Source organism: Bartonella sp. OD88NMGDW, assembly GCF_042193775.1.
In the GTDB taxonomy this organism is placed as follows: Bacteria; Pseudomonadota; Alphaproteobacteria; order Rhizobiales; family Rhizobiaceae; genus Bartonella; species Bartonella grahamii.
The window spans coordinates 78,570-95,267 of record NZ_JBHIMA010000004.1; the positions used below are offsets into that span (position 1 = coordinate 78,570).

Consider the following 16,698-nt stretch of genomic DNA (forward strand, 5'->3'; position numbering starts at 1 on the left):
ATTAAAGCTGCTTTCTATATTCTAAAAGATTAACGAGATATCCATGCGATTTAAGAGATTTTTCCCACCCTCGCCTGCCTATGATGACAAGCTCTTTTGCCCCTTTTTCCTTGTAATAAGCTTCAATCTGAGTGATAAGCTTTGTTAAGGGCGCTCCTCCCTTTCCACCAAGCGTGACAATAACCGCCCTTAATGCTCCAGTGACGAGTTCCTGTAACTGTGTTGTGACATGCGCCATAAAGTTTTCATGCGCATCAACGATAATCCAAAGAACTTTTTCTCCCTTCAAAATATCGTTTAAAATGGTCTCTGTATTATAATCATCAGGGAATTTTTGATTAAAGTAAGCTATCGATTTTATGACATTCTCAAAATAGGGCGCCATTTGTTCAGCGCTCCATTTTTCTGTATTATAGATCTTAAAACTCATCTTATGCCTGCGGGTTTGAGCGTTACATCAAAGCCTGTTATATGCGTCCATGGCGTGCCTTCTGGTATTCTCAGACGCAAAGCGTGATAACGCGCCCGTGAGCGGATATTATACATCCCAATATTATAGCCGGCATAACGCTCTTTAGCCCAATTTAATTGGTTCTTGTTATCAATGATAAAAGCCGCCCCAACACTTAAAAAACCTTTTGTTGTATCCGCTTGAACAAAAGCCTCACTCATCAGGTTGATTTGCCTGCCCGTATCCCCCACAATTTGTGAAGCAATAACTGCTTCCATCGGAGGACCTGCAAAAAAACCAAATGTGTTGTCTGGCGTAAAGGCTCCCAAAACAGGCGCACCATTTTGCCACATTTTACTATCAAGAGAAGCTGGTAAATCTTTCAAGCTCTCTTGTACTTCGTCTAAGCCTTCTAATGTATAACCGGCTGCAAAAAGGGGAAATAAGAGAAGGTTTTGCCCCTTAATGACACTCCATATTTGCAAAAGCCAATCATAAACATAAATATGCATCCCTTCAGTGTTATCATTGATAGAAAAATAAACACGAGAATAGACCGGATCAATACATGCCCTCATCTCATCAATGGCAAAGTTATTGTAAAGTGTGAAGATAGTTTTATCGACTTTTCCAAAGCCAATAGGGAGCATTTCACCAGCACTGTTGATTTGATAAAAACCATCATCAGATGCAAAGAAAGTACAGTCTCCACGGCTTGCAATTGCCATACTGCTTTTAGCCCCTATTTTGTCTTTTATTTTTGCAAAACTGAAGATAATTTTAGAGCCTGGTACAAAAGTTGCGTGATAAATAGCGGAGCGCATAAAAATAAGTGGATTTGTTGATTCCGTAGACCCTTGAACATATTCTCCATCAGGAAAATCTTGATAATCGCAACTTTTCTCCCCAACCGTCCAATGTGTTGCATCATTCAAACCGGACCACTGAACACGGTTTGGCTTATCTGTTAGTTGCATCAAGCAAACAAAATCACCCCACACACGCACAAGTCCAGCACGCGGCGGATTACCACTCAAATCACAAAACCTTTCATCTGTTTTCAACGAAAGCATTTGTGGTGGGTCATTGCTATTAACAGCAATGATATGATCACCAAAGGAGGCAAAAGACCAAAGGGCGGTCTCATTGGCGTGATAGTGTGTGTGAGGTTTGCTAATGTCTTTCCAGCCGCGCGTGCTGTTGTCATATTCATAAAGCTTTGTTGGTGCACCCACAATAATGCGCACACCACCCAATGAGCGCACAGCATAGACCCCCAAAATCACATCCGGAAAAGGATCTGAGACCGGCGCCACAATGGGAAACGGAATATACGAATTTGGTGCAGGTAAAACGTTCACGATCTCACTGGAATAACCACTATTAATAAATGCAACATCTGGTCTATACTCAGCAATAGGGATAAAGGTCATCAGAAATCCGTGTGTTGAATTTTTAATAAATTCTTGCGCCGTGATGTTTCAATTTGAAGCGCATCGAGTTGCTCTTGAAACATGGCAAAAGCTGCCGCTGCCATCTGTGGTTCTTTAATAATATTCGTATAAATTTCATATTTTGCACGCGTTTTGATCAGTTCATAGGCTTCACGAAACCATATGGACGCTTCTTGTGCACTCTCAATATCTTTTATTCTCACAGGATCAAGAATAAGCCTGATAGAATAAACGCGCTCTGGTGTTGGATACAAAATAAGCTTTTGTTCAAAATAACTGTATCGTGTAGGCATGCCATGGCTACAATCATCCTCAAGATTCTCAATAACAAGCGGATCTACCTGCAAAAGCTTTGCTTTGCTGTGATTATCTCCATAAACGTAAGCATCAACAATGCGAACAGCAGCCGGAATAACTGGATTTTCCTCTGCGCCATAACGGCTTTTGCCCTTTAGAGTGGTAAAAACAACTTCGCGGCTTTCATTGAAATAAAAAGGCAATCGTTCACAAAAGCGAATAGCCGAAAATATCGCCCTTTGCACTTGATCAACATACTCATCTGTTTGATCATCTATTTCATCCTGAATATCGTTTAACATCTGGATAAAATTTTTATCCCAAGGAGCAATGGTCTGTTTGTCTCCAATCGGACCACCTGTCTGTACTATTATTGTCATATCACCCTCTTCCAAATGTCTTGGGGCATATTGTGTGGGAGGGGGGCGCAAGCAATAAACGCCCCCTTGCCTTTAACGATTGGTGTAAAACTCAACAATCACCTCAGCATCACCCTTGGTGCTTTGCTTGTCTCGTGTCATGTAAATCGTATTTTCAGCCTCTAGCGGAACATTTCGTTCCTCCATAGGTAGGGGCACATTGCCAGTGTAAGATTGCAAAAGCTTTGTTTCTCCATAATCATTGCCATTAGGTTCTTTTCCAAATATAACTTTTACATCTTCAAAATCCGCCATGGTATAAACTTGAATTCTTTTTATCAAAGCCCCACGGGGTAGAACACCAATTTTCGTTATCAGCCCTTGGTCTGTACATTTAACACGCGCCCGTAAAAAACTAACCTGCTGCGTAGAGTTGTTGCGTCCTTGCAAAACAGGTGGCAATCCCTCATCTATCATGCCAACAGTCTCAACAGTCTCAACGGGTTCAACAGGTTCATCAGGTTCCTGTGTAATTAGCGATTTTTCTGCCATAATTGTCATCCTTTAATAATTAGCTTGCTTCAGCAAAAGAAGGGATAACAATCGTGCCAAAGTCTTGTCCCCCTTGATCAGAATGCGGCAAGGTGTAGCGTGATTTTTTCATGCCGATAATGGTCTTTGCAGCCAAACCAAATTCACGTTGATAATCAAACAGTTCTTCAACGAGTTTATAGCGTGTTCCCCCTTTCCCATCGCCTCCTGTTGCTCCATTGCCAACGCGCCCATAAGCCATGATGATACTTTGCGCACCAAGCAACACAGCACGACGAACAGAGGGAACAGGCTCTTGTGTCTTTGAATTAACACCATTGGGGACATGCTCTGCTTCACGTAAGATAACTCCATTATACATCCCCAAAGAACCATTAAAAATTGGGTTCTTAGCTCCAGAGCCATCATAAGCTGCCTTGGTAATGTCTAACCATTGACCACTCTTTGTATTGGTACGCAATTGGGTCACCTGTGTTGGGTGGAGATACATCACATATGCCGATTTTCCATCAACACGAACCGGACGCAAGCGTGGATTTGCCAATTTAGCGCGTTCAACATCCCGATCTATAAGATCTAATGTAAAAACATCGTCTTTTGTAAGTTCTTCATCAGTCTTTTTCTTATTGGCACGAATAATACGCAATTTGCTTGGCTCTAATGGAGCATTAAAACCATAATGTACGGGTTTAAGGGTTATGGTGCGTCCTTCAAAATGCATCCATGGTGCTGTATAGCCTGCTGCCTGAATGAAGAACATCAAACTTAAGCGATCTGCATACCAATCAACAAGCCCATCTTTTGCTTCTGTTCGTAAATTAAATAAAACACGTTGTTGATCAATGGTGCCTTCATATTTTACGCGTACAGCATGAGAAAGCTCGTTAATGCGCACCGTTTCATTCATAAATTGGAGTGCTTCTTCATTGCCTTCCAGCGTTTGTCCCTCGCTAACGCCATCCCCCATAAGTTGGACTCTTAATCCGCTCGTCACAGAGTCACCAGCGGATTTTCCTAGCATATCCAATACTTGAATAATGCTGTTTTTGCCTTTTCCCATCAGCGGTGCAATGGGCAACGCTTTTGAAGTTTCTGTGTTTAGCATCTTAGCCCAAACGCCAACGGCTAATGGGTCATTAAGATTTACTTCTGTTACTGCCATTTCAATCAATGCCTTTCTTGGTTTTTAAAACTCGCCTTGCGGCTCCCCCAAACGATAACAATCACTTGGTTCTCTCTGTCGCGTCACCACGCACATCTCACGCTCTGCTCATAATTTGTTCAAATTTTTCGGGATTTTTCTCAACCCATACAGCAAATTCGGCTTCTGGCATGGAAAAGAGCGTTCTCACATCCATACCGCCTGTTGGAACTTGCCCGCCGCGCGCTGTAAGCGTCCGCGCTGCTTGAGAGCGCTCTTGAAGAGCTCCCACTTCGTCCTTAACGGGCGCGCCACTATAGCCAAAAGCTTTTGCTTTTTGCACCAGCACCTCAATTGGATTTATACCGGCTTTCTGACACTGCTAGCATATTTGGCGCAATTCAGCACCAATTTGCTGTTGCCGTGCCTCTGGGTCTTTCCATTGCGGATAAAGGCTTGCTTGCGCTTGTAAGACACTGTCTGCTCTTTCATAGAGATAGTCCGTGATACTGTCTAAATCTGGATATTTATCTTGTACCTGCGCTTTGGCTTCCTCAAAATAATCCCCCAACTTTTGGCGTTCATATTCCTCTTGACTCATGCGCTCTTGGCTCTCTCTCATATGAGAAAACTCATCAAGCAATTTCTGTTGTTCTTGTACCTTATGACTAAGCCATGCAAAATGTGCTTTTGGGTCGTCTTCTAGGGAGGGAACATTTTCCTCACGGCGGCGCGTGATTTCTTCCTGCATTGCGGCATATTTTTGCGCAAGTTCAATAGCCAATTCACGCGCTTCAATGGCGCTTTGTTCTGCCTTTTGGCGTGCTTGCCGCTCTTGCTCTAGTTTATCAGATTCTATTACATCAGAATTTGGCTGCTCTTGAAGTGGTTCTACAGCTGGCTGTTCAGAACTTTCCTCTGCATCAAAAACTTCCTCAACTTGTTCAGGCTCGACCAACTCAACAGCATTATCGCTGGCAAAATGTTCATCATAGATTGCTTGTTCTTCAGGCGTAAACTCTTCTTCCATATTCTGTTCCTTCAATGTGCTATTATATTTTTTGTCAAAACTCGATAGTGTTCCAACTGTGCCTGTAGGGCTTTGCGTTCTAAATCACGCTGCGCTATCTCATTTTTTGCCTGTTGCAACTCAAGCTGCATCCGCGCTTGTTCTTGCTTCAAGAAAAGTTCAATATTTTTCTGCTGCAATGCCGCTTGTTTCTGCTGTGCATCAAGTTGATAGAGTGTGCTCTTTGCTTGCGCTTCCTGCTGTAAAACAGCAATCTTTGCTTGCTGCTCTGGGGTTAATTGCGCCCCTTGGCTTTGTTGCATCATCTGTTGTTGCTGTTGTTCTTGTTGTGCCTGCTGTGCTTTTGCCGTTAAATTTGCTATCAATGTTGCCGGTAGTGGGGAAAGCTTAAGAAGATCTGGAATCATCTCCGGTGTTAAGAAACCACCAAGCAACGGCAACATCTGCGTAATTGCCGCAAAAGTTTTCTCTTTTTCATTGGGGCTTGTCGGTGAATCATCAACAATAATGTCATACTCAAGCGTCGTAACAGCTTCACGCGTCAACGGCACATATTGGGCATTCTCTTGTCCAGAAATACGTACCAGACGCCCATCAGAGAGATAATTCTGAATGAGATAAAGGATAATCTTTCCCTGCCTACACCGATAAAGCTTGAGATTATCAAACAGCCCCGCAAGCAAATTAAGCGTTGATTGCCGGCGTGTATTTTCCAACACATTGGCTTGGTTGACCTCCCGTGTTCCGATAAACTCAGCCGATAACCCTGTTACATGCGTTATCGCCTCACGCGATTCATTAAACAGCTGGAAAAATCCAGCGGGGAACTGTGCACTTGGCTTTGGTTGAATTTTTCCAGTCGTAAGTGCTCCCTTCTCTAACCACGTAATGGTATCCGTTCGCGCCCAACTTTCTAACGCTTGGCGCTCATCATCAAAAGCACCTCGCTCTGCCATCAAGCCACCCTTAGACTGGCTATTGAGGATATACATTACTTGGCTAAAATATTTATTCGACCATTTTTGCGGATCTTTTGCGGGACGAACAATCCCGTAAAACTGGTTTTTAAGCTTATCCAGCGTGCCCGTGATGCATTCCCAGCCTAGCTGTCCATCAGGTGCTAACGGTTTATCGGGCTTTGCTAAAAGGCGCCGTCCCAGAAAGGCGCGTCTAACCACTTTTTTATTAAAACGCACACCTTGTAGCTGCGGCATCACTCTTTGAAGCTGTTTAAACTCTTGTTTGCTATAGTTGCGCATCTGACCAGTTTGAAGATCAGGCGCCTTGTAAGTGGTCTCATATTCAAACCAACGGCATTCAACCAGCGTAACATAGCGTTTCCCAGAATACGGATCTGAGAGAGAAGTCGCATTGGAGTCATCTTGATACGCATCAAGCGATACATGAGAATCCTCAGAAGCGGTTGTACTATCGATAGCCCAATCGGCGTTAAGATCTTCAACAGCAACATCAGGAAAAAGACTTTTAGCATCCTCAACGGATTTGCGATCAACATACCACATACGCTGTGCGTCAATGAGATTTGGTCTTACAGCATTGGCATCCCAAACCATTTTTAAGGGATCTAAACGTTGAACAGCAGGTATCCCTTCGGGATCTGTATCATAATCAAGCCGCGTATCTGTCCAGCCCATACCGCAAATAACCATATCCTGAAAAGCATCGGAATCGGCATATTCCGCCTCTGCCTCATCACGAAACCATTCTGCTGCTCCAGTAAGCAATTCATTGGGTATTGCTGCTCCCATTTGCCGTGGTTGAAACTGTACTTCGCGCTTATTATTACGCTCCGCCCCAACAATAGCATTCACAAGGGGTGCAATGCGGTTAAAAGTCATGACAGGACGGCGTTGTGTTTTCAAAACCGCAAGATCTTCTTCCGCCCATTGACGACCATTATAAAAATCAAAATCTTCACGCGCCTGTTCACGCCATTCATTAACATGTTCAATATCTTCTGCGTACCAAGACTTTAAACGCTTATAGATTTCATATTCATCGAGGATTGTCGTTTTTTGAAAGTCTTGATCTAGAATGCCATCCATGATGCCGCTTCTCTTTCCATAGTGCAATAACGCTCTTGCTTGGGTTTGACATTTGGTGCTTCATAGACAATGCACATTAAACCAAAGGCATCCGCCCCATGGCTCGACCAATCATGCTCTGCACCCAAACCAATGCCGCGCTTCTCATCCCATTTCTCGTGATACCAATTCAGTGCTTTGCGCCCTGCTACCGTCATCTCTTCATTGAACCAAACAGAAGGCAAAATACGCCGCACCGCCTCTATACGCATCTTAACCGCCCCTGCCCCCTGATTAGGGATCACTTGCGTTTCAAAACCCGCATCATTTAAAGCACTCTCAAAACTCACATTGTGCACACGGTCTCTGGTCGCACCATCATGGGGCAAAACCATCAATGCCTTCTCATAACCATTTTGACGCAACCAGCCTATATGCTCTGATAACGGCTGTCCCTGTGCTTCGTAATAATTAAGCACTCTGATCTCTCGTCCAACAAATTGCGCTATCCATATCGCTGTTGCATCTGCCTTAGCACCCGTGCCCCCAATGTCCCAAAAAGCACGTATTTGCATCAAGGGGTCGCGCGCAACGCGCCCTATCCGCCCCTCTTGCTCAGCTGCCAACATTTCCTTTTGATAATAAGCACCTTGAACCGCTGTAAGATAATCCCCTTCCCAGATATGCTTATAGGTCTCTGGACGGTTTCTCAGATCATCAAGTCGTGCTTCATTCAAGATCTTGGGAAACTTCGGATTGTCTGACCAGTTGATCTCAACACGTTTGATTGCCTCATTGTCTGAAAAGCGAAACCGCTTCTCAACGGGGGCATTCTCTCGCAACGGGTTCCATGTCACCCATAACTCTGCCCACCATCCTTCTCCTTCTTCTCGCAAAGTCGGTATAAGCGTCTGCCAAGCCGTCTCTGTAACGGGCTCTGCCTCATCAACCCAACAAAGCAAAATACGCCCCATAGACTTGATACTTGCAATATTCCGGTCCAGACCAGAAAACTGAAAGGCTATACGACCATCTATCGATTTAATCGACGACTCCCCAACCTTGTAATAGTCCTTTAAAAAGTCATGCGCTTCAATGGCGCGTTTAATTTCCTCCAATGAACTTTCTGCTAGCGAGTTTTGAAACTGACGTGCACAAAGTATAGTGCCTGATATCCCTCTCCTACCAAATTGATAGCCTTTTAAAGCAGCCATCAAGGCAAATGATCTTGTCTTTCCAGACCCTCTCCCTCCCCAAGCCGCACGCACCAAAGCCTTATCTGTAAAAATCGGTATAAGCTTTGGAACAATATTAATCTGTCGTGTTGTCATGAACTAAAGGTGCGATTTCTACACGCGTTATCATCTTAATGGCTCCCCCATCTTCCCCTGTCACTTGAAGAGGTAAAATCTTCCCCAACAATGCCAAATAAGCAGCAGGGCATTTGATTGCCTGTTTTTCGAGATAAGAGATCAAACCATCATCACCATATTTCTTACCAGCGCGCTCAGCAGCCTTAAGCACTGCTTCTTTCAAAATACGTGTCGTTTTATTTGGCACGCCTTTTACCCGCCCTTGACCTGCCTTTGGGGGCGTTCTTTTTGCAAGTTTTTCAGTGGTTTTCATGTGTGTTTCTTTTTGTAAACAAGACAATAAAAAAACCCCGCAAAAGCAGGGCTCTGAACAATCATATAAACTTATAAGAAAGGTTATACCTTTACCGTAATTCTAGACGCAATTCGACTAGTACAGCAACGCCATAAAACACTATTTTTCATATCCTGTCAACAAAAAAATCACTATATTGTGTATTTTTTATTTTTTTCACCTAAATCTAGTGTCTTTAACAACCAACCACTCACAATTGTATCATCTCAACGAATCAATTATATGGAAGCACAAAGTTATTGATTAGAAAAAAGCGGGGGGAATTAATGTTATTTTTCAAAAAAGCAGTTTTATGCAGAATTAAAAAGATATTTACACTAATTTTATTTTTACCATTCTCTGCTATAATTAGTCTTATGATACTTGCTTTTAATCCCTTCGGATTAGACAATCAACAACAAGATAAATTAATTGTACCAATATTTGTAGCATTTGTATCGTATTTTTTGATACTAAGTGCATGTGCAAGAGAAGAAAAGCTAAGTTTAAAAGATGAAAATATTGACAGCGCATTTTATGAGCTCTTATCCCTCCAATTCCAAACAGCGGCTTGGGCGGCTGGGTCGGCAGCTTTTGTGTTTTATCCTGTAATAGGAATAGCATTTTTAGGAGTGTTAATTTTTATTGGTATTTTTATTACTATAATAGAAAATTTAGATGAAATTGTAGGAATCGTAGCGATTATAGCATTGATATTAATTTGTCTTATAGCGTTTATAGCGTTGATCAAATTTATTTGGAAAATTGTCTAACAATCAAAATATTTATGAAGCGCGTTAAGAGCGACCCGCAATGAATTCACAAGATGTGGTAATGTTTGGTCTTCGACAACAATATATTGTATTGCTGCATAAAGATTATACTGTCTATAGAGATGTTGTGTTTCTTTTATCGCCTCTTGCATATTAGAAAACTGTTCTGTTGCAAATTCAACCCATTTTTCTCTTGCTTTGTCATCAGAAGATGATGGTATTTCATCATAAACAGCGCTTGGTAAACCTTTTGCACACAAATAGTCATTTTTCACTTCAAGATATTTTTGCGCAGCATCATACTGGTCTTGAGTAAGCACACCTTGCAAACAAAGCCGCCCAACATAAGTACCAGCAAGCGGATTTTTAGCCTCTTCAATAGTCAAACCAAAGCGTTTAGCACGCATTTCAATTGCCAATTGATTAACAGGATCTTGACGTACTTTCACTTGTGAAATGTAAGCATCTTTCTTTTTATTTTTTTTCACTTATACCCCCAAATGTCTGTCTAATATCTTGCCCAATTTTATCTGATGCTAAACATGTTTCTTTATCCAAAATAAATAACCACGTGGATAAAGAGAGACCTATAATTATAGTTAGTACACTTATCTTTATTTTATCATTAGCCAGCCCCCAAACGAATACAACCAATGTCAACATAAATACAATGATTATTGCTATTTCAAAACCAGTAGCAGGTACATCATTACCTTTATTCTCTAACAACGCTTGTTGCATAAGCATATTATTCTGTATAATTATTTGCAAAGAATTGGATTGACTCATTAACATCAAAAAGGAACCTCATCATTTATAACAGTATGAGGCGTATCAAGAGGTTGCTGGAAACTTCTGTCATAAGAAGATAATGGCTCTTGATTATCATTATTTTTTCCGTCTAAGAGCTTTAACTCGCCTTTGAATTGCGGTAAAACAATCTCTGTTGTGTAACGGTCATGCCCATTTTTATCTTGCCATTTGCGTGTCTGTAATTTTCCTTCTACGTAAACTTTTGAACCTTTGTTTAGATATTGAAGTGCAATTTTTGCCAAATGTGGATTAAAAATCACAACTGAATGCCATTCAGTTTTCTCTACTTTTTGATGAGTATTTTTATCTGTATAGCTCTCAGAAGTTGCCATACTAAAATTGACTATTTCTGTTCCAGAATTCATTGTTTTGCTTTCGGGATCAGCACCTAAACGCCCGATTAACATCACTTTATTTAGCATGTTTTTTCTTACCTTAAACTTGTATTTTAATACATAGAAAATCCTAGCATGATTTGCATATTTTTTCAATTATTTCAAAATGATATTATTGTTTTTTAACATATAAAATTATGTTTAATATGCAAAAAAACATAAATAGTTCAGTGTTCATTTAAAACTCTTGATATACATACATAAATGTATTAACATAAGATATGAGAATAAGATTTGAATGGGATGAAACTAAAGCAAAAAGTAATCTTAGAAAGCACCGTGTCAGTTTTGAAATTGCTGCTCGTGTTTTTGCAGACCCATTCGCCATGGTTAAACAAGACCGTATTGAAAACGGAGAATATCGTTGGCAAACTTTGGGTCTTGTGGATGGTTTTTTACTGCTGCTCGTAGCGCATACTGTCCATGATGATAAAGATGGTATAGAAGTAATCCGTATTATTTCAGCGCGGCGAGCTAACTCGAAAGAAAGGAAACGTTATGAAGAAGAAAGTTCGTTATGAAATTGATGTAGGTAACTTATCACCTTTGACAGATAAACAGAGAGTTGAGGTTGATAAACTGGCTGCAATGCCGGATAGTGCAATTGATCATAGTGATATTCCAACACTAGATGATACGTTCTGGAAAAACGCCGTTCGCAATCCATTCTATAAACCAACCAAAACTGTCACAACAGTACGTGTGGATTCAGACGTTCTAGCGTGGCTTAAAAGTCAAGGGAAAGGATATCAAACGCGGATTAACGCCATTTTACGTGACGCTATGCTTCGTTCAATGCGTTGACCTCTTTCCTGCTACAAAGAGTATCAAACTGCTTTCGATAGTTTTTTATCTCCTTGTTGATTTTATCGAACGTTGAGAAGAGACAACGTCATTTAATCTGAACAGTTTTATAAAATCGGAAAATTTACTATGGCTTTTTAACTGAGCACTGTAGTGTGTAAATAGATATATTTATTAAACTGCGTGTATGTAACATAAGAAACAATACACAAACTAAAAAGGAATACCAAAGAGCAATATCTGAGTACCAAAGTATAGTATCCAATGAAAAAGAAAGCTTATGCTCTACGTAATTAGAAAAAATAGGCAAAGAAACAGTTTCTTTATAACCACTTGGGAAAATTAAAACGACAAGCGCTAAAATTATTATATTTAAAAGTCTGTGCATATACTGTTGTAAATCACGTGTTAATGTCTTCCAACCTGTTGTGTTGCTGCGTTTGTATTTTGGATTGTTCTGCAACTCAAAAGGAATATGAGAACTGCATAAAATTGCAAAAACCGCTGTGACTATTACCAAAGAAACAGATGCGAATGTCAAAATACTTTGAATAAAGTAGGGATTTTTTTTAATTCCTAAAAAACATAAAAATATAAAAGTTATAATGCCAAACAAGGCTCTTAGCTGCTTATCTGTAAACATATTTATTTCCTACGGTACCTTTTTATCGATTTAAATACATGCCTAATCGTAAAATGATCAGCACTTTTCACTAGTTTGCTGTTTTAAGCCGCTTTAGAATTGCTACTGTCATGACACTCTTCACTAGGCTTGCCTATTCTCATGAATGAAATGCGCTTGCCTCCTAAGGCTAGGTTACGCGTATTTTCAACTGCTGTAAAAACTCTCTCAGCAACACCATAAAGCCTGCTTTCTAAATCACGACAATACTGCGCTAGATCAGCGCATGAGGGCACAAATGTTGTGGACATGCCTTTTGCTTCACCACGTATAAGATTTTTAACAGCTTGCAATAAAGACCAGAGTGAAATGCCGTTAAGAGCTGCGATATAAGCCTTTGCACGCGCTTCTACATTTGAAACTTTTTGCATTGTCAAACCACCTTCAAGCACATCAAGAGCCTCTGCTATGTCTTCAACAGACGCTTTCACGGTAAGTAAGTTTTGAACAGTCTGATAAGCTTCTAAAGCTTGTTTCTCTAGGGTTGCTGTCAATTGAATGCCATTTCTCAAGGTCCATGGGAACTCCAGAGTTACACATTGCTCTATCTGTTGCACGGTATCTTGTAGAGGCGTCACTAAGCTGTGTTGCACCGATAAGATTACGGATTGTCTCTCCGGTACTACCACGAGTTCTTTGATCTTTTGAAAAGTTTCCATTGTTTCCACCATTGTTGTTCGTGTTTTTTGTTTTTTCTAAATCCTCGATAGCCTTTCGCACCCAGTTTCTCCATGCTGCTTGCCAATCACGTTTGATAGCATTCTTTCCTGCACAGGCTTTCCAAAAATCTCGAAACTTTGCAATTTCGACTTTGACGCGCTCTGGAGGCAAGCCCTCTTCGATTGCAAAATCGTAATCGGGTTCAAAATCCGCAGGCAATCGACAACCGCGATTAGCTTGCGCTCGTTTTGCTTTTTTGGGAACGTTCTCTTGCTCGTGAATGGGAGGTTGGTTTTCTACACCCGTTGTGATTTGCTCTGATGTGGTCTCAACAGCAGCAACCTCTGTTGGCTCGTCAACCTGTTCGTTTGTTTCTAAACTTTCAGAACCAATTTCTTTTTTTGCTAAAACGATAGTTTTAGTTTTTTTATATATATTCTTATTCTGGTTCTTTATAGCTTGATTTTGCTTAGCGTTTGCTTCAGCAAAATTATTAACATGTTGTTTTGTATTATTTTTTGCTTGTGCACCTTTTTTACCAGCCTCACTACGAACTTGCGATATGTGCTCTTTTTTATCAGCAAAATCGTTTAGCTCTTCTTCAACGCGCGTATTCCACACCCAAAAATGGAAATGGCTGGTGCAAGTCCTGATGGGTTCATTGGAGAGGACGGTTTAATCGAAGTCAAATGTCCACAATCAATGACTCATCTTCGTTTTTTTATAGGTGACGAAATCAAGCCAGAATATCACGCACAGATGCAATTCCAAATGGCTTGTACAGGACAAAAGTGGTGTGATTTCGTAAGCTATAATCCAAACTTTGTAGGCAAATCTACTGGTTTGAGAATGAAAATCAAACGCATCAACCGTGATGAGAAACACATTGAAGAGATCAATAAAGCGGTCGAAATCTTTTTAGGGGAAATAGAACAAGAGATGCACAAGATTTTGACAAAAGCTGATTAAACCTATGGGGGTGCTCTCTCCTCCCAGCACCCCCGCCCTTTCCTAACAACTTTTAAGTAATGCATGATTTACGCTACGGGTGGATTGTGCGCAAATTAAGGAAATAAATCATGGAAAAGAAATATGAACTGACAGATGAAACAATCGAAGTTGGGCGCAAAACGCTCCGCCGCATTCGTGCATTGAGAGATTTGGAGGACGTCAAGCAAGGTGATCTTGGCGGCTATATCGAGAAAGAAGACAATCTATCGCATCATGGTAATTGCTGGATTGGTGGTTATGCAACAGTCTATGGTTATGCCAAGGTTTTTGGTGATGCTAAGGTTTACGAAAATGCACAAGTTTATGGTGATGCGCATATTTACGGTCATGCAAAAATTTACGGTGAAGCATGTGTATGTTGGAACGACTGGATTGATGACGATAGAAGAATCTCAACTAGAAAACAAACCAGATGAGAAAATATGAATTGACTGATGAAACAACAGAGGTTGATGGATTTACGCTTCACCGAATTAGAGCATTAAGAGATTTTGGTGGCGTCAAGAAAGGTAACCTTGGGGGCTTTATAGAGGATGAGGACAACCTAAGTCATGAAGCCAACTGTTGGGTTAGTGATGAAGCTATGGTTTATTGTGGTGCCGAAGTTTACGACAGCGCTAAAGTGTTTGATAACGCGAAAGTTGCTTATTTTGCACGCGTTTATGGCAATGCACAAGTTTATGATAACGCAAAAGTATATGGGGGGATATTTTTGGGGACGCACAAATTTACAAATATGCAATTATTGATGGTGATCCAAGAATTTATGGCGACGTAAAAATTTATGCCGATTACAAAATTGTTTACAAAGAAAAGACAGAAAACTTAACAGGGGACGACGTTCCTTTCTAGCAACACAAACAAAATTTTAACACCAGCGTGATTCACGCCACGAGTGAATTACATCTAAAATGAAGGGGAATAAACATGCCACACCGCCCACCTACTATCACGCAACCAGCTATTGCTCGTGCTTTAAGAGAAGCTAAAAAACAAGGATGTGAACTCATAGAAATCAAACCTACAGGGGAATTATTAATTCATATCAATAAAACCATAACACCAACAACGACAGATAATACTTATAGCATTGACGATTTTCCACCGCTTGAAAACGAGCAAGAAGACTACGAGACCAGCAAAAGCTGCCCCTCTGTCGACGGTATAAAGTTTTAGCCATGCCAAAACGCCGTCCACCGCATCTTGTTCGTGAACGTACACGCCATGGTAAAGTTATATGGTATGTACGTATTGGTCATGGACCACGGTTTCGGATTGAAGGAACCTATGGAACGCAAGAGTTTGTTGACAATTATACGCTGGCTATTAAACAAGCGCAAAATGGCTCCTCCAAAACAAAGAGGCGTACCAGACTCACAGAAGGGTCTTTCGATTGGTTGTTACATCAGTATTTACAAAGCATGCAATGGCATAATCAATCAGAATCTACTAAAAAAGTTAAATATCGAATTCTGAATAATGTTTCTAAACATATCGGTGATCGTGCATATAAAAGCATAAACAAACAACACATTCTTGACGCAGTAGAAAGAAGACGAGAGACTCCCGCAGCGGCAAGACATTTTTTAACGGCTTTAAATGGTCTTTTTAATTGGGCGGTTGATAATGATCTTTTGAATAGAAATCCTGCTTTTAATATAAAGCCGCCAAAATCCTTTAACGCAGAAGGGTTCATACCATGGTTAGAAGAAGATATTGACAAATATTATCACCGTTGGTCACATGGTACACATGAACGCGTCTGGATTGATGTTCTTCTTTATACAGGCTTGCGTCGTGGTGATGCCGTTGGTATCGGCTGGAAAGATGTCAAAGATAATATCATTTATCTCAAAACAGAAAAGAGCCAATTTAAAACAGATGTTTTTCTTCCTATTTTACCAGAACTAGAGGAAACACTTAAAATTGGACCTATTGGAGATGAAACATTTATTTGTGGTAAAGGTGGAAATAAGCTTGTCAAAGAAAGTTTTGGCAACCTCTTTCGTGAAGCATGTAATGCAGCAGGTATTAAAAAATCAGCGCACGGATTGCGAAAATTAGCAGTAACACGTGCAGCCAATGCTGGTGCGACAGTTTCGCAAATGAAAGCGCTTTTTGGCTGAACAGAAGATAACATGGCATCCCTCTATACCAAAACAGCCGATAGAAAACGACTTGCAATAGAAGCAATCAAAAAACTTCAAAAAAGTTAGAAGCATAGTTGACAGTAAGAAAACAAACCAAAGCCCCATCAAAATTATGAATGAAATTAATGCGGCGTTTGAGGTGCATCAGAAACCAGAGGAGAAATAGGTGGTTGTGTCTGTTGCATTGTTTGCCATAAATTATAATTCGTTTGCATATCCAGCCAAAATTTTGCTTTACTAAAACCAGCTAGTTCTAATTTCACTGCAAGTTCGGTACTCATAGAGGCATGTCCGTTAATCACTCTTGATAGAGAAGCTCTTGTCATATGGAGATGATCAGCTAACTTTTGTATTGTTATCCCCATTTCTTCTAAGAAAGCTACTTTTAGAACTTCGCCCGGATGTGCGGGGTTATGCATCATTTGTTTTCGTTC

Annotated in this window: 21 protein-coding genes and 3 pseudogenes; 8 read left to right on the forward strand and 16 right to left on the reverse strand. The window is 40.7% G+C overall.

Going from position 1 to position 16,698, the window contains the following annotated elements:
* Position 1: 1 nt before the first annotated feature.
* From ACFIJR_RS04635 to ACFIJR_RS04675, 9 genes and pseudogenes are all read right to left on the reverse strand, one after another.
* A complete protein-coding gene (locus tag ACFIJR_RS04635; protein WP_208434517.1) occupies positions 2-385 on the reverse strand; it encodes a hypothetical protein in 384 nt (127 codons plus the stop codon).
* Positions 386-426: 41 nt separating this feature from the next.
* Entirely contained in the window at positions 427-1,884 is a 1,458-nt protein-coding gene (locus ACFIJR_RS04640; protein WP_375648530.1) for a hypothetical protein, read from the reverse strand.
* Positions 1,884-2,582 (reverse strand): hypothetical protein, encoded by a 699-nt coding sequence (locus ACFIJR_RS04645; RefSeq protein WP_375648531.1) that lies wholly within the window; start codon positions 2,580-2,582, stop codon positions 1,884-1,886. Before ACFIJR_RS04645 ends, ACFIJR_RS04640 begins: the two co-directional genes overlap by 1 nt.
* A gap of 72 nt (positions 2,583-2,654) precedes the next feature.
* On the reverse strand, positions 2,655-3,113 hold the full coding sequence (locus ACFIJR_RS04650) for a hypothetical protein (RefSeq protein WP_375653732.1): 459 nt from the start codon (positions 3,111-3,113) through the stop codon (positions 2,655-2,657).
* Positions 3,114-3,132: 19 nt separating this feature from the next.
* A complete protein-coding gene (locus ACFIJR_RS04655) occupies positions 3,133-4,275 on the reverse strand; it encodes a N4-gp56 family major capsid protein (RefSeq protein WP_375653734.1) in 1,143 nt (380 codons plus the stop codon).
* A gap of 97 nt (positions 4,276-4,372) precedes the next feature.
* Positions 4,373-5,284: pseudogene (locus ACFIJR_RS04660) on the reverse strand (hypothetical protein).
* Between the two features lie 11 nt (positions 5,285-5,295).
* Positions 5,296-7,350 carry a portal protein gene (locus ACFIJR_RS04665; protein WP_375653735.1) on the reverse strand — a complete coding sequence of 685 codons (2,055 nt, stop codon included), beginning with the start codon at positions 7,348-7,350 and terminating at the stop codon, positions 5,296-5,298.
* Complete coding sequence (locus tag ACFIJR_RS04670; protein WP_375653736.1) at positions 7,335-8,660, reverse strand: PBSX family phage terminase large subunit; 1,326 nt, start codon at positions 8,658-8,660, stop codon at positions 7,335-7,337. The genes ACFIJR_RS04665 and ACFIJR_RS04670 overlap by 16 nt, the downstream gene beginning before the upstream one ends.
* Positions 8,641-8,955 (reverse strand): hypothetical protein, encoded by a 315-nt coding sequence (locus ACFIJR_RS04675; RefSeq protein ID WP_375624265.1) that lies wholly within the window; start codon positions 8,953-8,955, stop codon positions 8,641-8,643. Before ACFIJR_RS04675 ends, ACFIJR_RS04670 begins: the two co-directional genes overlap by 20 nt.
* A 308-nt stretch (positions 8,956-9,263) precedes the next feature.
* Here ACFIJR_RS04675 and ACFIJR_RS04680 point away from each other — a divergent pair, with 308 nt between their 5' ends.
* Complete coding sequence (locus ACFIJR_RS04680) at positions 9,264-9,749, forward strand: hypothetical protein (protein WP_375653738.1); 486 nt, start codon at positions 9,264-9,266, stop codon at positions 9,747-9,749.
* Here the strand turns inward: ACFIJR_RS04680 and ACFIJR_RS04685 are convergent.
* From ACFIJR_RS04685 to ssb, 3 genes are read right to left on the reverse strand one after another with little or no spacing between them, the layout of a single operon-like run.
* Positions 9,746-10,237, reverse strand: coding sequence for a hypothetical protein (locus ACFIJR_RS04685; RefSeq protein WP_375653739.1), 492 nt, complete (start codon positions 10,235-10,237; stop codon positions 9,746-9,748). The two genes, ACFIJR_RS04680 and ACFIJR_RS04685, sit on opposite strands and share 4 nt — an antisense overlap.
* Entirely contained in the window at positions 10,224-10,544 is a 321-nt protein-coding gene (locus ACFIJR_RS04690) for a hypothetical protein (protein ID WP_208437591.1), read from the reverse strand. The genes ACFIJR_RS04685 and ACFIJR_RS04690 overlap by 14 nt, the downstream gene beginning before the upstream one ends.
* The gene (ssb, locus tag ACFIJR_RS04695) at positions 10,544-10,984 is read right to left on the reverse strand and encodes a single-stranded DNA-binding protein (RefSeq protein ID WP_375653741.1); all 441 of its coding nucleotides are present in this window, start codon (positions 10,982-10,984) and stop codon (positions 10,544-10,546) included. The genes ACFIJR_RS04690 and ssb overlap by 1 nt, the downstream gene beginning before the upstream one ends.
* Before the next feature lie 194 nt (positions 10,985-11,178).
* Between ssb and ACFIJR_RS04700 the strand changes: the two genes are divergently transcribed.
* Both ACFIJR_RS04700 and ACFIJR_RS04705 read left to right on the forward strand, forming a co-directional pair.
* Positions 11,179-11,478 carry a BrnT family toxin gene (locus tag ACFIJR_RS04700; protein ID WP_208439550.1) on the forward strand — a complete coding sequence of 100 codons (300 nt, stop codon included), beginning with the start codon at positions 11,179-11,181 and terminating at the stop codon, positions 11,476-11,478.
* Positions 11,456-11,761, forward strand: a complete 306-nt coding sequence (locus tag ACFIJR_RS04705) for a BrnA antitoxin family protein (RefSeq protein ID WP_375627588.1) — start codon at positions 11,456-11,458, stop codon at positions 11,759-11,761. Before ACFIJR_RS04700 ends, ACFIJR_RS04705 begins: the two co-directional genes overlap by 23 nt.
* 127 nt (positions 11,762-11,888) lie before the next feature.
* Here the strand turns inward: ACFIJR_RS04705 and ACFIJR_RS04710 are convergent, their stop codons facing one another.
* The 3 genes from ACFIJR_RS04710 to ACFIJR_RS04720 all read right to left on the reverse strand — a co-directional run bounded on the left by ACFIJR_RS04710 (position 11,889) and on the right by ACFIJR_RS04720 (position 13,724).
* Positions 11,889-12,404 (reverse strand): hypothetical protein, encoded by a 516-nt coding sequence (locus tag ACFIJR_RS04710; protein ID WP_375652106.1) that lies wholly within the window; start codon positions 12,402-12,404, stop codon positions 11,889-11,891.
* Between the two features lie 83 nt (positions 12,405-12,487).
* Positions 12,488-12,874, reverse strand: a complete 387-nt coding sequence (locus ACFIJR_RS04715; RefSeq protein ID WP_273754097.1) for a hypothetical protein — start codon at positions 12,872-12,874, stop codon at positions 12,488-12,490.
* Positions 12,858-13,724: a hypothetical protein gene (locus ACFIJR_RS04720; RefSeq protein WP_375653743.1), complete on the reverse strand. Its 867-nt coding sequence runs from the start codon at positions 13,722-13,724 to the stop codon at positions 12,858-12,860. The genes ACFIJR_RS04715 and ACFIJR_RS04720 overlap by 17 nt, the downstream gene beginning before the upstream one ends.
* Between ACFIJR_RS04720 and ACFIJR_RS04725 the strand changes: the two are divergent.
* The 5 genes and pseudogenes from ACFIJR_RS04725 to ACFIJR_RS04745 form a co-directional block, all read left to right on the forward strand.
* A pseudogene (locus tag ACFIJR_RS04725) lies at positions 13,716-14,072 on the forward strand (YqaJ viral recombinase family protein); the annotation flags it as partial. The gene ACFIJR_RS04720 and the pseudogene ACFIJR_RS04725 sit on opposite strands and share 9 nt — an antisense overlap.
* A 110-nt stretch (positions 14,073-14,182) precedes the next feature.
* Positions 14,183-14,530 (forward strand): hypothetical protein, encoded by a 348-nt coding sequence (locus ACFIJR_RS04730; RefSeq protein ID WP_375627265.1) that lies wholly within the window; start codon positions 14,183-14,185, stop codon positions 14,528-14,530.
* On the forward strand, positions 14,527-14,892 hold the full coding sequence (locus ACFIJR_RS04735) for a hypothetical protein (protein ID WP_375653744.1): 366 nt from the start codon (positions 14,527-14,529) through the stop codon (positions 14,890-14,892). Before ACFIJR_RS04730 ends, ACFIJR_RS04735 begins: the two co-directional genes overlap by 4 nt.
* A 149-nt stretch (positions 14,893-15,041) precedes the next feature.
* The gene (locus ACFIJR_RS04740; protein ID WP_015857131.1) at positions 15,042-15,290 is read left to right on the forward strand and encodes a hypothetical protein; all 249 of its coding nucleotides are present in this window, start codon (positions 15,042-15,044) and stop codon (positions 15,288-15,290) included.
* A 2-nt stretch (positions 15,291-15,292) separates the two neighbouring features.
* Positions 15,293-16,330, forward strand: a pseudogene (locus ACFIJR_RS04745) (tyrosine-type recombinase/integrase).
* Between the two features lie 56 nt (positions 16,331-16,386).
* Here ACFIJR_RS04745 and ACFIJR_RS04750 read toward each other — a convergent pair.
* Positions 16,387-16,686: a HigA family addiction module antitoxin gene (locus ACFIJR_RS04750; RefSeq protein ID WP_330168901.1), complete on the reverse strand. Its 300-nt coding sequence runs from the start codon at positions 16,684-16,686 to the stop codon at positions 16,387-16,389.
* Positions 16,687-16,698: the final 12 nt, after the last annotated feature.

Excerpts from the sequence above, each read along its gene's own strand:
- ssb (WP_375653741.1), bottom strand. The coding sequence starts at position 10,984 with ATGCTAAATAAAGTGATGTTAATCGGGCGTTTAGGTGCTGATCCCGAA.
- ACFIJR_RS04730 (WP_375627265.1), top strand. The coding sequence starts at position 14,183 with ATGGAAAAGAAATATGAACTGACAGATGAAACAATCGAAGTTGGGCGC.
- ACFIJR_RS04705 (WP_375627588.1), top strand. The coding sequence starts at position 11,456 with ATGAAGAAGAAAGTTCGTTATGAAATTGATGTAGGTAACTTATCACCT.
- ACFIJR_RS04710 (WP_375652106.1), bottom strand. The coding sequence starts at position 12,404 with ATGTTTACAGATAAGCAGCTAAGAGCCTTGTTTGGCATTATAACTTTT.
- ACFIJR_RS04670 (WP_375653736.1), bottom strand. The coding sequence starts at position 8,660 with ATGACAACACGACAGATTAATATTGTTCCAAAGCTTATACCGATTTTT.
- ACFIJR_RS04700 (WP_208439550.1), top strand. The coding sequence starts at position 11,179 with ATGAGAATAAGATTTGAATGGGATGAAACTAAAGCAAAAAGTAATCTT.
- ACFIJR_RS04750 (WP_330168901.1), bottom strand. The coding sequence starts at position 16,686 with ATGATGCATAACCCCGCACATCCGGGCGAAGTTCTAAAAGTAGCTTTC.
- ACFIJR_RS04675 (WP_375624265.1), bottom strand. The coding sequence starts at position 8,955 with ATGAAAACCACTGAAAAACTTGCAAAAAGAACGCCCCCAAAGGCAGGT.
- ACFIJR_RS04740 (WP_015857131.1), top strand. The coding sequence starts at position 15,042 with ATGCCACACCGCCCACCTACTATCACGCAACCAGCTATTGCTCGTGCT.
- ACFIJR_RS04640 (WP_375648530.1), bottom strand. The coding sequence starts at position 1,884 with ATGACCTTTATCCCTATTGCTGAGTATAGACCAGATGTTGCATTTATT.
- ACFIJR_RS04645 (WP_375648531.1), bottom strand. The coding sequence starts at position 2,582 with ATGACAATAATAGTACAGACAGGTGGTCCGATTGGAGACAAACAGACC.
- ACFIJR_RS04635 (WP_208434517.1), bottom strand. The coding sequence starts at position 385 with ATGGCGCCCTATTTTGAGAATGTCATAAAATCGATAGCTTACTTTAAT.
- ACFIJR_RS04690 (WP_208437591.1), bottom strand. The coding sequence starts at position 10,544 with ATGTTAATGAGTCAATCCAATTCTTTGCAAATAATTATACAGAATAAT.
- ACFIJR_RS04655 (WP_375653734.1), bottom strand. The coding sequence starts at position 4,275 with ATGGCAGTAACAGAAGTAAATCTTAATGACCCATTAGCCGTTGGCGTT.
- ACFIJR_RS04650 (WP_375653732.1), bottom strand. The coding sequence starts at position 3,113 with ATGGCAGAAAAATCGCTAATTACACAGGAACCTGATGAACCTGTTGAA.
- ACFIJR_RS04665 (WP_375653735.1), bottom strand. The coding sequence starts at position 7,350 with ATGGATGGCATTCTAGATCAAGACTTTCAAAAAACGACAATCCTCGAT.
- ACFIJR_RS04680 (WP_375653738.1), top strand. The coding sequence starts at position 9,264 with ATGTTATTTTTCAAAAAAGCAGTTTTATGCAGAATTAAAAAGATATTT.
- ACFIJR_RS04735 (WP_375653744.1), top strand. The coding sequence starts at position 14,527 with ATGAGAAAATATGAATTGACTGATGAAACAACAGAGGTTGATGGATTT.